The 14,833-nt window shown below is 64.7% G+C and carries 15 protein-coding genes; 9 read left to right on the plus strand and 6 right to left on the minus strand.

Features of this window, described 5'->3' with window-relative positions:
- Positions 1-9: 9 nt before the first annotated feature.
- From QWY74_RS03515 to cysZ, 5 genes are all read left to right on the plus strand, one after another.
- Positions 10-1,200 carry an ABC transporter permease subunit gene (locus QWY74_RS03515; protein ID WP_290313732.1) on the plus strand — a complete coding sequence of 397 codons (1,191 nt, stop codon included), beginning with the start codon at positions 10-12 and terminating at the stop codon, positions 1,198-1,200.
- The gene (gene pstA, locus QWY74_RS03520; protein ID WP_290313733.1) at positions 1,197-2,804 is read left to right on the plus strand and encodes a phosphate ABC transporter permease PstA; all 1,608 of its coding nucleotides are present in this window, start codon (positions 1,197-1,199) and stop codon (positions 2,802-2,804) included. Before QWY74_RS03515 ends, pstA begins: the two co-directional genes overlap by 4 nt.
- Before the next feature lie 105 nt (positions 2,805-2,909).
- Complete coding sequence (pstB, locus tag QWY74_RS03525) at positions 2,910-3,722, plus strand: phosphate ABC transporter ATP-binding protein PstB (protein ID WP_290313734.1); 813 nt, start codon at positions 2,910-2,912, stop codon at positions 3,720-3,722.
- A 24-nt stretch (positions 3,723-3,746) separates the two neighbouring features.
- On the plus strand, positions 3,747-4,469 hold the full coding sequence (gene phoU, locus QWY74_RS03530) for a phosphate signaling complex protein PhoU (RefSeq protein WP_290313735.1): 723 nt from the start codon (positions 3,747-3,749) through the stop codon (positions 4,467-4,469).
- 81 nt (positions 4,470-4,550) lie between these two features.
- Entirely contained in the window at positions 4,551-5,279 is a 729-nt protein-coding gene (cysZ, locus tag QWY74_RS03535; protein ID WP_290313736.1) for a sulfate transporter CysZ, read from the plus strand.
- A 32-nt stretch (positions 5,280-5,311) separates the two neighbouring features.
- Here cysZ and phoR read toward each other — a convergent pair whose 3' ends face one another.
- The 4 genes from phoR to QWY74_RS03555 all read right to left on the minus strand — a co-directional run bounded on the left by phoR (position 5,312) and on the right by QWY74_RS03555 (position 9,160).
- On the minus strand, positions 5,312-6,637 hold the full coding sequence (phoR, locus tag QWY74_RS03540; RefSeq protein ID WP_290313738.1) for a phosphate regulon sensor histidine kinase PhoR: 1,326 nt from the start codon (positions 6,635-6,637) through the stop codon (positions 5,312-5,314).
- 207 nt (positions 6,638-6,844) lie between these two features.
- Positions 6,845-7,534, minus strand: a complete 690-nt coding sequence (phoB, locus tag QWY74_RS03545) for a phosphate regulon transcriptional regulator PhoB (RefSeq protein ID WP_264826113.1) — start codon at positions 7,532-7,534, stop codon at positions 6,845-6,847.
- A gap of 103 nt (positions 7,535-7,637) precedes the next feature.
- Positions 7,638-8,531, minus strand: coding sequence for a 4-hydroxybenzoate octaprenyltransferase (gene ubiA, locus QWY74_RS03550; RefSeq protein ID WP_290313740.1), 894 nt, complete (start codon positions 8,529-8,531; stop codon positions 7,638-7,640).
- Positions 8,532-8,620: 89 nt separating this feature from the next.
- Complete coding sequence (locus tag QWY74_RS03555; RefSeq protein WP_290313741.1) at positions 8,621-9,160, minus strand: chorismate--pyruvate lyase family protein; 540 nt, start codon at positions 9,158-9,160, stop codon at positions 8,621-8,623.
- 102 nt (positions 9,161-9,262) lie between these two features.
- Here QWY74_RS03555 and QWY74_RS03560 point away from each other — a divergent pair, with 102 nt between their 5' ends.
- The 4 genes from QWY74_RS03560 to yccS all read left to right on the plus strand — a co-directional run bounded on the left by QWY74_RS03560 (position 9,263) and on the right by yccS (position 13,714).
- The gene (locus tag QWY74_RS03560; protein ID WP_290313742.1) at positions 9,263-10,426 is read left to right on the plus strand and encodes an FAD-dependent oxidoreductase; all 1,164 of its coding nucleotides are present in this window, start codon (positions 9,263-9,265) and stop codon (positions 10,424-10,426) included.
- A gap of 163 nt (positions 10,427-10,589) precedes the next feature.
- The gene (locus tag QWY74_RS03565; protein ID WP_264826118.1) at positions 10,590-10,865 is read left to right on the plus strand and encodes an HU family DNA-binding protein; all 276 of its coding nucleotides are present in this window, start codon (positions 10,590-10,592) and stop codon (positions 10,863-10,865) included.
- 79 nt (positions 10,866-10,944) lie between these two features.
- Positions 10,945-11,301: a hypothetical protein gene (locus tag QWY74_RS03570; protein WP_264826119.1), complete on the plus strand. Its 357-nt coding sequence runs from the start codon at positions 10,945-10,947 to the stop codon at positions 11,299-11,301.
- A gap of 241 nt (positions 11,302-11,542) precedes the next feature.
- A complete protein-coding gene (gene yccS, locus QWY74_RS03575; protein ID WP_290313743.1) occupies positions 11,543-13,714 on the plus strand; it encodes a YccS family putative transporter in 2,172 nt (723 codons plus the stop codon).
- A gap of 524 nt (positions 13,715-14,238) precedes the next feature.
- Here the strand turns inward: yccS and QWY74_RS03580 are convergent.
- Positions 14,239-14,502: a Txe/YoeB family addiction module toxin gene (locus QWY74_RS03580; protein ID WP_290313793.1), complete on the minus strand. Its 264-nt coding sequence runs from the start codon at positions 14,500-14,502 to the stop codon at positions 14,239-14,241.
- Positions 14,503-14,510: 8 nt separating this feature from the next.
- On the minus strand, positions 14,511-14,741 hold the full coding sequence (locus QWY74_RS03585; protein WP_290313744.1) for a type II toxin-antitoxin system Phd/YefM family antitoxin: 231 nt from the start codon (positions 14,739-14,741) through the stop codon (positions 14,511-14,513).
- Between the last annotated feature and the right edge of the window lie 92 nt (positions 14,742-14,833).

Genomic DNA, 14,833 nt, shown 5'->3' on the forward strand with positions numbered 1-14,833 from the left:
GGTTAATGCATGTCTGATTCCGCCTCAACGTCGCCTCTGCGCCGCTCCGTGCGTCAGACCCGCGACCGCATGGTCACGGCCCTGATCACGGCGGGTGGTATCGGGGTGATTGTGGCCGTGATGGGGATCGGCATTTTTCTGGCGGTGGAAGTGCTGCCGTTGTTCTGGTCATCGGACATCGAGATGGCGTCCCTGTGGCAGGCGCAGTCCTATCAGGGGCTCGAGTCACCGGCGCATCGCTGGCAGCCTGCCCTGCTCGAGGGCGATGGAGAACCCCGCTTCGGCATGCTGCCGCTGGTCTGGGGTACCCTGGAAGCGGCCGCCTGGTCGCTGGTGATGGCGGTCCCCCTGGCCCTGGGGGCGGCGGCGCACTCGGCGCTGTTCATGTCGCCGCGTCTGCGTGACCGCCTGCGCCCGACCCTGGAGCTGATGGAGGCCATGCCGGGGGTCGTGATCGGTTTTATCGCCGGCTTGGTGCTGGCGCCTTGGCTCGATGATCATCTGGCCTTTGGTGTCGTGTTAGTGCTGTTGCTACCTCCCGGGCTGCTGCTGGCGGGTGGGTTGCTGCGTCGCCGCCTGCCGATGGGCTGGGCGGCACTGTGGCTGATGCCCTGGCTGCTGGTGCTCTGGTGGGTGGCGTCCTGGTTGGCGCCGTGGCTCGAGGCCTGGTGGTTCAACGGCAGCCTGCGCACCTGGCTGGAAGTGCACCTGGGGCTCGAATACGCCAATCGCAATGCCATCATTGTCGGCATGGCGATGGGCTTCGCGGTGATGCCGAGCATTTATGCGCTGGCCGAGGATGCGCTGTCGGGCGTGCCCGCCAATCTGGTCGAGGGGGCCGAGGCATTGGGTGCGACCCGCTGGCAGACGCTTTGGCGGGTGGTGCTGCCGGCGGCCGCACCCGGAGTGTTTTCGGCGGTGATGATTGGCGCTGGCCGTGCGGTGGGCGAGACCATGATCGTGCTGATGGCCAGTGGCAATACTGCACTGATGACCACCAACCCCCTGGATGGCCTGCGTTCGATGGCGGCGAGTATCGCCATCGAGCTGCCCGAGGCGGCGCCGGGAGGGACGCATTATCGGTTGTTGCTGCTTGCGGCTCTGCTGCTGTTTGCCTTTACCTTCCTGGTGAACACCCTGGCCGAGGTGGTGCGCTCGCGGCTGCGGCGACGCTATCGTCGCCTGGAGGGGGCGCCATGAGGGAACAGGCCTCGACCCCCGGCGACGCACTAGCAACACAGGAGGGGCGCCCGGCGGTCGCCTCGCGGCGCGGCCGGTCACCTCGCGGCGAGGGCCCCTGGGCCTGGCTGGCCGCGGGCAGCGTGGCGACTTCTCTGGCCCTGCTGGCCCTGCTGCTGGGGTTGCTGGCAGTGCGTGGCCTGGGGCATTTCTGGCCGGCGGATGTGGCGCTGGTGACGCTCGACGATGGCCGCCAGTTGGCGGGGCGCGCCGTGAAGGAGGCGCCGCTGCCTGACCAGGAAGGGCGCGAACGCCTGTATCGCGTCGGCAATCGCGATCTCGACGGCGATATCTGGGAGTGGGTGGCGCTCGAACGGATTCAGGGCATCGCGCGCCCGGCGGATCTGGTGGTACTGGAGCGACGCCGCTGGGGCGAGTTCATGGGTCGCCTGGTGGCCATCGAGTCGGCGTCCGGTGAACGTCTCGTCGGTGATGCGGCCTGGCCGGCCCTGAAGGAGCGGCTGGCGGTGCTGGAGGATGCGCGCCAACAGATCGCCCGGCTTCGTCAGGAGACGCTGCCGCCCCTGGTTCGAAGAGTCGAGGGCGGTCAGGCCTCGCCCGAGGAGCGAGCGGCGCTGGCCAGCGCCCAGGCGCAACTGGCGGCTCGGCAGGCGGCGTTGCCGGGTGACACCCTGGTGCTGAAGAGTGTCGGTGGCCGTTCCTTGCGCCAGCCGCTGACCGAGGTGGTTCGCGCGCTCCAGCCCAATGACATGGGGCCGGTGGAAAAGCTGGTGAGTTGGGGGCAGGGCGTCTGGCGTTTTCTCTCGGAGGGCCCGCGCGCCGCCAACAGTGCCGGCGGGGTATGGCCGGCGATCTTCGGCACGGTGCTGATGGTGGTGCTGATGTCGATTTTCGTCATGCCCTTCGGTGTGCTGGCGGCGGTCTATCTCAACGAGGTAGCCCATCAGGGGCGGCTGATTCGCTGGGTGCGCATCGGGGTGCGCAACCTCGCCGGAGTGCCCTCGATTGTCTACGGCGTGTTCGGCCTGGGGGTCTTCGTTTACGGTATCGGCGGCCGGCTGGATACCTGGTTCTTCGAAGCTAGCCTGCCCTCGCCGACCTTCGGCACGGGCGGTCTGCTGTGGGCCTCGCTGACGCTGGCCCTGCTGACCTTGCCGGTGGTGATCGTGGCCACCGAGGAAGGCCTGGCGCGGATTCCGGCGAGCCAGCGCGAGGGGGCGTTGGCGTTGGGGGCGACGCGCGCCGAAATGCTCGGGCGGGTGGTGCTGCCCATGACCCTGCCGGCTATGCTGACCGGAGTGATCCTTGCCGTGGCGCGGGCCGCGGGGGAGGTCGCCCCACTGATGCTGGTCGGGGTGGCCAAGCTGGCGCCCCAGGTGCCGGTGGATGGCGAGTTTCCCTATTTGCATCTGGAGCGTAAGTTCATGCACCTGGGCCATCATATTTTCGATAGCGCCTTTCACGGCAGCGATGTGCAGGCCACTTTGCCGTTGATCTACGCCACGGCGTTACTATTGGTTGTGGTTATTCTGGTGCTTAACCTGACTGCAATATTCTTGCGGCACTATTTGAGGGGGCGTCACGGTACACGGCCAACATATTAAACAGGCAAGGGCCGGTTTGCGGCGATTGTGTCGCCAGGGAGGTGCCTTGAGCCAGCGCTTCTTATGTGGTGCCAGCCGTACCGGGAGGCCCGGGGGAGGGAGTCCATGACGGTCATGCAGCACACGGCCCACGGATCGCGCGCGCTGATCGACTTCAGCCCGCAGGCCACGAGCCTGGAAGTGCGCGATTTCGGTCTGCGCTATGGCGACAAGACGGCGTTGAGCAACCTGACGCTGCGGGTGCCTCGCCACCGGGTGACGGCTTTCATCGGCCCTTCAGGTTGTGGCAAGTCGACGCTGCTGCGTGCCCTGAATCGGCTGCATGACCTGAATGAAACGGTAACCCGGGAAGGCAGCATTCATCTCGAGGGGCAGGACATCCATGCTTCCTCGATGGTGGTGGCCGAGTTGCGGCGCCGGGTGGGCATGGTGTTCCAGGTGCCCAACCCGTTTCCGATGTCGATTTACGACAACGTGGCCTTCGGGTTGCGGCTGCAGGGTCATTTGCCCAAGCGTCAGGTGGATGATGTGGTCGAGTGGGCGCTGCAATCGGCAGCGCTGTGGGATGAGGTAAAGGACCGCCTGCGGGCGTCAGCCTGGTCGTTATCAGGCGGCCAGCAGCAGCGCCTGGTGATTGCCCGTACCCTGGCGGTAGGGCCCGAGGTGCTGCTGCTCGATGAGCCAGCTTCGGCGCTGGATCCGATTTCGTCGCTGAAGGTCGAGGAGTTGATCCGCAACCTGAAGTCGACACTGACGCTGGTCTTGGTCACTCACAATATGCAGCAGGCGGCGCGTGTCTCCGATTACACCGCCTTCCTGCAGGACGGCGAACTGGTGGAGTACGGCCCCACCGATACCTTGTTCACCAATCCGCGCCTGGCGCGAACCGAGAACTACATCACCGGACGCATGGCCTGATGAGCCGGTCCCGAGGAGAGTCTGATGGACATCACCAGTGACATTCATAGTCAGCATATTTCTCGTCAGTTCAACCATGAACTCGAGGAACTCAAGACCCACCTGATGGCCATGGGTGGCCTGGTCGAGAAGCAGGTACAGGATGCGGTGACGGCCCTCCTGGAAGCCGACTCCTCGCTGGCCGAACGGGTGATCAACAACGATAGTGCCGTCAACGACATGCAGATCAAGATCGACGACGAATGCACGCGCGTGCTGGCGCGGCGTCAGCCGGCGGCTTCGGATCTGCGCCTGGTGTTGGCGGTGACGCGAGCGGCCTCCGATCTGGAGCGGGTCGGCGACGAGGCCAGCAAGATCGCCCGCAATGCCATCGAGCTGATCGAAAGCGACTCGGGCAGCCGCGGCTTCGTCGAGGTGCGGGTCATCAGCGAGCATGTGCGGCGCATGATGCGCGATGCCCTGACCTCCTTTGCGCGCCTGGACACCGAGCTGGCCCTGCAGGTCGTCGAGGAGGACCAGAAGGTCGACAGCGAGTACCAGTCGGCCATGCGTTCGCTGATGACCTTCATGATGGAGGATGCCCGCTCGATCTCGCCGGTGCTTGGCATCATGTGGATTCTGCGCGCCCTGGAGCGGGTCGGCGATCATACCAACAACCTGGCCGAATACGTGGTGTATCTGGTCAAGGGGCTCGACATTCGCCACACGGACCCGGATGATCTCGACGAGGAAGTCGGCGACCGCTGACCGGCGGAGCGCCGAGAGGTCAACCCAACAGGCCGTCGCCGTGAGCGACGGCCTGTTTCGTCGTGAGGAGGATATACACCGATGCTGGACGCGTTGACGGCGCTTTCACAGGGCACGCGGCTGGTCTATTCGCGCGGGCTGCGCCGCTATGTGTTTCTGCCGATCCTGGCCAATCTACTGGTCTATGCGGGGGTGTTGAGCTATGTGTTGAGTCATTTCGGCGGCTGGCTGGATAGCGGCATGGCCATGGTGCCCGGCTGGCTGGACTGGCTTTCCTGGCTGATCTGGCCATTGTTCGTGATCAGCCTGGTGGTGATCGTGTTCTTCACCTTCACCCTGGTGACTCACCTGATCGCCGCGCCCTTTTATGGTTTTCTCGCCGAGAGGGTCGAGATGGAGGTGACCGGCCGGGCGCCGCAGGATGATCGTGGCATCTGGCGAGCGGGCCTGGATGCGCTGGGCCGCGAGCTGGTCAAGCTGGGCTATATTGTGCCGCGTATGCTGCTGCTGTTCGTGATCAGCTGGATTCCGGTGATCAACCTGGTGTCTCCCCTGCTGTGGGTGGCGTTCTCGGCCTGGACCATGGCGATCACCTATCTCGACTATCCCATGGACAACAACAAGGTCAGCTTCGCCGAGATGCGCCGGCGCCTGGAGGCTCGGCGCTGGCCCACCCTGACCTACGGCGGCTGGGTGATGTTGATCACCTGGGTGCCGCTGGCCAATCTTTTCCTGCTGCCGGGCGCCGTGGCTGCCTCGGTTCTGATGTGGGACCGCCATTATCGGTCACTCGGCACGCCGGTGCGCTGAGCGAAGGGGGATCAAGAACCCGGCAACCCTGGCTATTCGCTGGTCAGGGCCGGGCGCGCCTGCGTCTCGGGGGCGCTGAGCCGGTCCCGGGGGAAGACGCAGCGAAAGGTCGCGCCCGCGCCAGGGTAGGAGTCGATTTCCAGCCGTGCCTGATGGCGCAGCAGCACATGCTTGACGATGGCCAGCCCCAGCCCGGTGCCGCCGGTGGCGGTGCTGCGGCCCTTGTCGACGCGGTAGAAGCGCTCGGTCAGGCGCGGGATGTGGTGCGGGTCGATGCCCTCGCCGTCATCGCTGACTTCCAGGCAGGCGCCCTGACCGTGACGCTTCCAGCGCAGCGTGATGTGGCGCCCCTCGCCGGCATAGCGCACGGCGTTGAACACCAGATTGGAGAGAGCGCTATGGATTTCCTTGTCACTTCCAATCAGGCGACGGCGTTCGTCGTGGATGACCTCGAAGTGCTGCTGGCCATTGGAGAGGGCTTCGGCATCGCGCCGAATGCTGTCCATCATGCTGCCCAGCTCCAGGGGGGTGTCGTCCTGGCCGCCCTGGTCGATTTCCAGGCGTGACAGCAGCAGCAGATCGTTGACCAGGTTCTGCATGCGCGTGGTCTGGCCGCGCATCTGCTCTATGCCGCGTGACATTCGCCCGGGCAGTTGGTCGGCCATGTCGCTGTAGGTTTCCAGATAGCCGCTCAGTACCGTCAGTGGCGTGCGCAGCTCATGGGACACATTGGCCACGAAGTCGCGACGCATCTGCTCCAGACGATGTAGCCGGGTGATGTCGCGGGCCATCAGCAGGCGTTCGTCATCGCCATAGAGAGTGATCTGGAACTGCAGGATCATCTGGTCGTCGATCGGTGAGGTCAGCGTCAGTGGGTCGCTGTAGTCACGCGCCTGGAAGTAGTCGACGAAGCGTGGGTCGCGCAGCAGGTTGGTGATGTGCTGGCCGCGGTCGTGAGCCGGCTTGAGGCCCAGCATGCGCTCGGCGGCGCTGTTCCACCATTCCATGTCGCCATGGCGATCGAGCATCACCACACTGTCGCGCATGGCCTCGGAGGACTCCTGGATGCGGCTCAGGGTGTCGCGCAGCCGTCGCTGGGTAATGCGCTGGCTCTTCTGGTAGCGGTACAAGCGGTCGAACAGCTCGCCCCACAGGCCGCTGGCGGCGGGCGGTTCTTCCTGCGGATGGTTGGCCAGCCACTGATCCAGGACATGAAGCTGGCGCAGTTGATACGCCAGTTGCAGGCCCAGGGCGATGGCAATGCCGATGGCGGTGGCGGAGAACGGCCAGGCGAGCAGCCCGCCCAGCGCGGTCAGGGCCGCCAGGCGCCAGATTTCTTTTTTCCACAACCGTTTCATGGAGATGGTGCCTGTGGATAATGTATCGTGCCCCGGGGCGTCGAGGGGCCGTGCCGTCTGCTCATCCAGGCCTCTGCGTCCTTCCTGCGGGTGGTATCCGGCCTGCGGCTGGTATCCGGCGCTGTGCCGGTTCGGCCGATAGCGGAAGCTGCCTAGCTCTTACTCTAGCCGCTCAGGGCACGATCGGCCCACCCGCGATGGCCCGACTCAGCTCTTGGCAGAGAAGCGATAGCCGGTGCCGCGTACGGTCTGGATCAACTGCTGATACGGGTCGCCCAATGCCTTGCGCAAGCGTCGAATGTGCACGTCCACGGTGCGCTCCTCGACATAGACATTCCCGCCCCATACCTGATCGAGCAGCTGGCCGCGTGTATAGGCGCGCTCCTGATGGGTCATGAAGAACTGCAGCAGCCGGTATTCGGTCGGGCCGATCTCCAGGGACTGGCCGTCGACGCTGACCCGGTGGCTGACGGGGTCGAGCAGCAGGCCCTCGACTTCCACCGGGTCTTCGACGCCCTGGGGGGTGGAGCGTCGCAGCACCGCCTTGAGGCGCGCGACCAGCTCGCGCGGCGAGAACGGCTTGGTGATGTAATCATCCGCTCCCGATTCCAGCCCCTGGATCTTGTTGTCTTCCTCGGTCTTGGCGGTGAGCATGATGATCGGCAGCTCGGAGGTGGTTTCGTCGCGCTTCAGGCGGCGAGCCAGCTCGATGCCGCTGGTGCCCGGCATCATCCAGTCGAGCAGCACAAGGTCAGGCTGATGGTCGACGATGAGCGCGTGGGCACTCTGGGCGTTGTCCGCCTCGAGGACGTTATAGTCGGCCATCTCCAGCGCCACGGCGATCATCTCGCGGATCGGCGCTTCATCATCGACAATCAGTACGGTCTTGTCGCTCATCCCGGGGCCTCATGGTCAAGGTCAGTGACAACTCAGTGACGATGACAGCATGTCCTTGTGACAGGAATGTGACAACCGGCTCTGCGGCCTGATACCGCGCGCTTCAGCCACCCAGTGGCGGCCACCAAGCAAGCCCCATGCCGGCGAAGAGCAATAGGCCCGACCAGTGGTTGTTGAGAAAGGCCTGAAAGCAGCGATCCCGATTACGATGGCGGATCAGGCGTTGTTGATGGATGAAAGTGGCGGCCATGGCGGCCAGCCCCAGCCAGAAGAAGCCGCCCAGCCCCATGGCGTGGCCAACCCAGGCCAGCAGCCCCAGGGTCAGCAGCTGCAAAAGGCCGATGATCAGCTTGTCGGCGCGGCCGAACAGCACGGCGGTGGATTTGATGCCGATGCGCAGGTCGTCATCGCGGTCCACCATGGCGTACTGGGTGTCGTAGGCCACGGTCCAGGCCACGTTAGCCGCCACCAGCCACCAGGCCACGGCCGGCACTTCGCCCAGCACCGCGCCAAAGGCCATGGGAATGCTCCAGGAGAAGGCGGCCCCCAGAAACACCTGGGGCAGGTGGGTGTAGCGCTTCATGAAGGGATAGATGAAGGCCAATAGGACCCCGGCGACCGAGAGCATCACCGTGAAAGGGTTGGTCAGCCATACCAGGGCGAAGGCCAGCCCCACCAGAATGATGAACAGTCCCTTGGCTTCCGTCTCGCTGATGCGCCCGGTGGCCAGCGGACGCTGGCGGGTGCGCTTGACGTGGCCGTCGAAGTGGCGATCGGCGTAGTCGTTGACCACACAGCCGGCCGCGCGCATCAGATAGACGCCGGCGACGAAGATCAGCACGGTGGCGCGCTCGGGTACGCCCTGGGCGGCCATCCACAGTGCCCAAAGGGTGGGCCACATCAGCAGCCAGGTGCCGATCGGCCGGTCGAGCCGCATCAGGTGCAGAAAGTCGGGAAGGCGGGCCAGCCCGGAAGGGCGCATCAGGGAAGAGTCCATCGGGTCGTCTCGTTTGCTCGACCCCGGCGGTCAAAGCCGAATGGGTCGTCGGGTTGAGGGTTGAAGGCCGGCGCCGAGCCGTGCCCGGGCTAACGCGGCGGCATGGCCAGGTCGTCCACCATTGCCTGCTGGAAGAATTCCTGGACCAGGACCGTGATGCGTTGGTGCCTGAGGACCGAGCGGCGCCCCCAGGGCCCGCGGGCGTCCTGAAAGGGGCCGCCGCCGGCGCAGACCTCGATGGGGCTGCGCTGCAGGTCGGGTTGCGCGAACAGCCAGCTACCCAGCGAGCGCTCGCCCAGCCACGCCAGGCGGTGTTGGTCGCTCGGCGAGCCGAGCGGTGATACGGAGCGTGCCAGCACCCAGGGTCGCTCGTCCAGGCATAGCGCGACCTCGCGCAGCCAGGCATGCTGGTGCTCGCTCAGGCCCAGCGCCTCGGCTTCATCCGGACGCGGCCGGTCATGGCGCTGATCGAGCAGCCGCACGCGGAAGCGGCGCGGCTGGCCGGCGTCGATCAGGCGTTCGGTCAGGGAGTCCTGGGAGGCGAGCCATTCCCACCAGGGCGGGCTCACATCCGGGCGCGCGGCGGCCAGGGGTCGCCATCGGGGCTGGAAGGGTGGGCCTGTCGGCAAGAGATGCGCTCCGCGTCCAAATCGTCGGGGTAGCTAGTGTACCATGATGCGTTGAACTTCTACCCCGCCATGGGACCCGGCGGGCTCTGTGACGAGGACTCCATGACTGCTCCCCTGACTCTGATCGGTTCCGGCATGGCCGCCATGGGCCTGGTGCGCCAACTGCGTGCCCACCAGCCCGAGCGACCGATCACGCTGATCACGGCCGACAGTGGCGATGACTACTCCAAGCCCATGCTGTCCACGGGGTTTGCCAAGCGGCTGCCGCCGGAACGCCTGGTCAGCCGCTCGGCCCTCGAAGTGGCCGACTCACTCGGGGTCGTGGTACGTACCCACACGCGAGTGGAGGCCATCGACCCGGCGGCGCGCGAGCTGCAGCTGGGCGCCGAGCGGCTGGCCTACGATGAGCTGGTACTGGCCACCGGCGCGGCGCCGGCCCCACCCTTCGATTGGCCCGCGGCGCTGGCCGATCGGGTCTTCACCATCAATGATCTGGATGACTATCGAGCCTTCCATGCGGCGCTTTCCTCCCTTGGCAGGCCGGCTCGCGTGGCGGTGGTGGGGGCTGGCCTGGTGGGCTGCGAATACGCCAATGATCTACTAGCGGGCGGGCATGTCGTCGAGCTGATTGCCCCGGAAGCCACACCCCTGCCACAACTGTTGCCTCCGGCCCTGGGCGAAGCGCTTGGCGCGGCGTTCAGCGAGGCCGGCGTGCGCCGCTATCCTGGTCGGAGTGTGTTCCGGGTGGACGCCGCCGCCGCTGGCGTGGCCATTGGCCTGGATGATGGGACGACCCTTGAAGCGGACCTGGTGCTGGTGGCGACCGGCTTGCGGCCGCGCACTCAGCTCGCCGCAGCGGCGGGGCTGGCCGTTTCCGCGCAGGGCATCCTGACCGATCGTTACCTGGCGACCTCGGCACCCGGCATCCATGCCCTGGGCGATGTGGCCTGTGTCGATGGCGTCAATGCGATGTACGTGCAGCCGCTACAGGCGGCGGCCAAGGCGCTGGCAGCGACCCTGGCGGGCTTTACCACCGCCGTGGCATACGGCGCCTGGCCGGTGCTGGTCAAGACACCGCTGTTGCCGGTCGTCGCCTTGCCACCGCCCGACGGAGTGGCCTGCGAGTGGCGCATCGAGGGCGAGGGCCGCGACTTGAGCGCGCTGGCGGAAGACGAAAACGGCCGTTTGCTTGGATTTGCGTTGACAGGCCGGCAGGTCCGTCGGAAAGTTGAACTGGCGCGGATCGCTCCGCCATTGCTAGGCTAGACTCGTCGTTGCATCCGCCATGCGTGCTGCCGTCCACGCAGTTGTCGGCGCGGTAAATGTGCTGGATGTCCCGAATGTGGCGTCAACCACAAAATGGCCGGCGGTTGGCTCCATCCGGCAGTCAAACAAGGCTTGAAGCAGTTAAACAAGGAAGGAGGCTTTTATGCGTAAACCAGAACTCGCGGCGGCGATTGCCGAGCGTGCTGATTTGTCCAAGGACAAGGCGAGTCAGGTTCTCAATGTGATTCTTGATGAAATCACGGGCAGTGTCTCTGACGGCAAGGATGTGTCGCTGATCGGTTTTGGCACCTTTACGGTGCGTGAGCGAGCGGCACGTACCGGCAAGAACCCGCAGACCGGCAAGTCGTTGACCATTCCGGCCAGCAAGACGGTCGCCTTCAAGCCGGGCAAGGGCCTGAAGGACGCGGTCGCCAAGTAATGGCGCGACCCGGCACGGCTCGCCCGCGCTGGTGAGCCGTGAGTCTCCCATATTCACGACTCTGCCTCGGATATTCCCCATGAAGCTGAAGATTATGCTGTGGTTGCTGGGTGTCATGCTCAAGCGCGCCCTGCGTCGCAAGCCAGGTTTTCGCGAGCGTCTTACCGCTATGCGCGGCCTGGACTGGGGGATCGCCACCGAGGATCTCTCCATTTCGCGTCATTATCGAATGTCGCCCCAGGGTATCGAGACGGCCACTGGCCTGCCGGTGGATCTGGACCTGGAGCTGCGCTTCGAAAGCGCCGCCGCGGCAGTGCGCATCCTGCGCAAACCCAACCAGAAAGCCTTTCTCACCGGCATGATGGACGGCCGTGTGCGCCTGGTCGGCGACTCCGGCGACCTGACGCGCCTTCAGAAGCTGCTCGCCGATATGTAAGCCTTGAGCTACGCGCTGCGGGTAGCGAGCGATGAGCTTCAAAGCCCGAGTGGCGAGCTGTGGGCTACGCGCCGCGAGCGACGAGCCTGGTGAGGCTCGGTGTACGAACCTTCCTAGATTATCGGCGCGAGAGGCCGCTCAGAGCGTTGAGGGGCGGGGTCGGACATTTCAGCGGCAAGCGTTATACTAAAGTCTGAACTGGCAGGGCGCTTGCGCCTCGCCGACTGCTTTTCTGGAGCTTATGTCGCTGTCATCGTTGTTCCTTTCGCTGCGTCGTCTCTGGGCGCTGGATTCCTTCGCTTACAGTCTGCGCGTCTTCATCGCTTTCACCGGTGTGGTGCTGGTGTGCTGGTGGTTCACGGCGCTGCACAGCCTGATCCCACTGTTTCTGGGCATCATTGCCAGTGCGCTGTCGGAGACCGACGATCACTGGCAGGGCCGCTGGCGGGCGCTGCTGGTCACGCTGGGCTGTTTTGCCGTGGCTGCCCTGTCGGTCGAGGTGCTGTTCAACAGGCCGCTGTGGTTCGTCGTGGGCCTGGCGGTGAGCACCTTTGGCCTGACCATGCTGGGGGCGGTGAACCAGCGTTACGCGACCATCGCCCGCGCCACTTTGATTCTCGCCACCTATACCATGATCAGCCTGGAAAACCGTGCCACCCCGGCGCTGGAGAATATCTGGCGGGAGCCGGCCCTGCTGGTGGCCGGAGCGGCCTGGTACGGCGTGATTTCGGTCGTCTGGTGTCGGCTGTTTTCCCGTCAGCCCCTCAAGCATTCACTGGCCCGCGTGTTTCGTGAGCTGAGCCGCTATCTACAGCTCAAGTCGACCCTGTTCGAGCCGCGGCGTGACCTGGATGTCGAGCAACACCGCTATGAGCTGGCGCACCAGAACGGGCGTGTCGTCGCGGCGCTCAATCAGACCAAGGAGATGATCTTTCGCCGTCTCCAGGAGAGCCGCAGCCGCAAGCTGAACCGTTACCTGTGGTTGTATTTCATCGCCCAGGACATCCATGAACGGGCCAGCTCGACGCATTATCCGTATCACGAGCTGAGCGAGGCCTTCTTTCACCATGACGTCCTCTTTCGCGCCCAGCGCCTGCTGACGCAGCAGGGCGAGACGTGCCGCGAGCTGGGACGCTCGCTGTTGCTCAATCGCGCCTTCGCGCAGGGGCGCAGCGAGATGGCGCTGGAGGATTTCAACGCCTCGGTGGAGCATTTGGGGGCCCAATCGCGCCACGAATGGCAGTCGCTGCTGCCGCATCTGCGGGCGCTGGCCGATAACCTGACCACTCTGCAGGATCTTCTCGGGCGTGCCCGCCACCCGGAAGGCCCCGACTCCCATGAAGATGCCTCGCTGTACGATCGCACCCCGCATGGTCTGAGCGATGTCCGCGAACGGGTGCTGGATCACCTGACGCCGCGCTCGGCGATCTTTCGCCATGCGGTGCGCCTGACCCTGACCCTGGTGGCGGGTTATGGCCTGCTCCACTGGATTCACCCCACCCAGGGCTACTGGATTCTGCTGACCAGCCTGTTCGTCTGTCAGCCCAGTTTCGGCGCTACCCGCCGTCTGTTGCGACAACGCATTCTGGGTACCATCATCGGTTTGCTGGCGGGCTGGGCCCTGATCACGCTGTTTCCGGCCGCGTTGGTGCAGATCGGTGTTGCCGTGATGGCCGGGGTAGCCTTCTTTGCCCTGCGCGGGCGTCGTTACATGCTGGCGACGGGCTTCATTACCCTGATGGTGCTGTGCTGTTTCAACCAGGTGGGCAATGGCTTCGGGCTGATCTGGCCGCGCCTGTTCGATACCCTGATGGGCGCGGGCATTGCCGGTCTGGCGGTGCTGTTGATCCTGCCCGACTGGCAGGGACGGCAGCTTCATCAGCAGGCCGCGGCCACCCTGGAGGCCAGCCGCGCCTATCTCGAGGCCATCCTCGATCAATACCGCCATGGCAAGCGTGATGACCTGACCTATCGGCTGGCGAGGCGCAACGCCCACAATGCCGATGCCGAGCTGTCGACCCTGATCGGCAATGTGCTGCAGGAACCCGAGCGCTTCCGCCGCGATGCCGATGAGGGGCTGCGTTTTCTGCTGCACTCGCACACCCTGCTCAACTACCTCTCGGCCCTCGGGGCGCATCGCGGTGAGCGCACCCAGGATTACGCCGGGCCGGTGGCGCAGGCGGCCGAATCCATCGAAGGCTCGCTGGCCGAGCTGGCTACCGGCCTGCGCGACCAGGGCCCGGTAGATGAGCAGGACCCCCGCTTGCATGACGCCCTGGCTGCGCTGGACGCCGAGCCTCAACACGACGCCCCCAATCTACTGCATACCCAACTGACCCTGATCGGTCAGCAACTGGTCCCCCTGCGCCACGCCGCCCGCGCCATCGGCCAACCGAACGCGGCGGGAGCTTGAAGCAGGAAGAACGCGGCTGGCGTCGCTAAAGAAGGAAGAGGGAAGAACGGCGCTACGCGCCTTGAAGAGGGAAGAAAACCCGCCCGGGCTCCGCCCGGAGCTATAAGCCGTAAGCTTTAAGCTTGAAGAAAAAACGTGACCCACTAATCCCGGCACCAGCCTTCCCTCTGGGGGTGAAGCTAGATACTGAAGTGGACCCCGAAATTCGGACCAGGTGCTAAGCTCTGATCATTCCGACAGGAGAACCCGATCATGAGCAGGAAACGCAGGCAATACAGCGTCGACTTCAAGGCCAAGGTGGCCCTCGCCGCCCTCAAGGACGATGAGACCACGTCGGAAACCTGGCCATAAGTCTCTTTCTCTTTCAGCAGGGCTCTGCGTGCCCGGTTGGCACGATCTCGATACCGCTTTTGCACATTGTTCAGCATGGATCGGGCTCCAGGCTTGTAAGGTGAGGCGTTGCCACGATGCCTGAGGCTGTGTGGGGCTGGCAGAATCGACCGGCAACGGCGGCGGGCCAAACCTCATTCATAGTGGCTCCAGAGCCTGAGTACTTTCACTACGCGCTCATCCTCGATCACCTGATAGACCAGACGATGCTGGATATTGATGCGGCGTAAATAGGCGCCGTTCAGATCACCGACCAGCTTCTCGAACGGAGGTGGTCGGCGAAAAGGGTCTTCTGCAATCAGTGCCAATAATGCCTGGGTTTTTGGCTTGAGGCCGCTCGAGGCCAGTTTTTTTGCATCCTTCTGTGCTTGCCTGGTGTAAACCAGCTTCCATGTCACCAGTCCAGCTACTCGCCACATTCATCCACCGGGGTATCCATACCCTCGCGAATCGACTCTCGCATGCCCGGCACGGAGAGCAGGTAGAGGGTCTCCTGAATCGCCGACCAGTCTTCCTCGGATACCAGCACCGCCTTGTTGCGCTTGCCCATGATGATAATGGGCTGATGAGACTCGGCGGTTTCGTCGATCAATCGATACAGGTTGCTACGCGCCTCGGTTGCTGTGATGCCGCTCATGACGCCCCCTTGCATGTGTCGTTGTCTTGAGTGTGCGCCTTCGGTTACGTACGTCAAGACGGACGTAACGCCTGATCATATGGTGTCGCTCG

This window comes from Halomonas almeriensis (assembly GCF_030409235.1).
Classification (GTDB): domain Bacteria; phylum Pseudomonadota; class Gammaproteobacteria; order Pseudomonadales; family Halomonadaceae; genus Halomonas; species Halomonas almeriensis.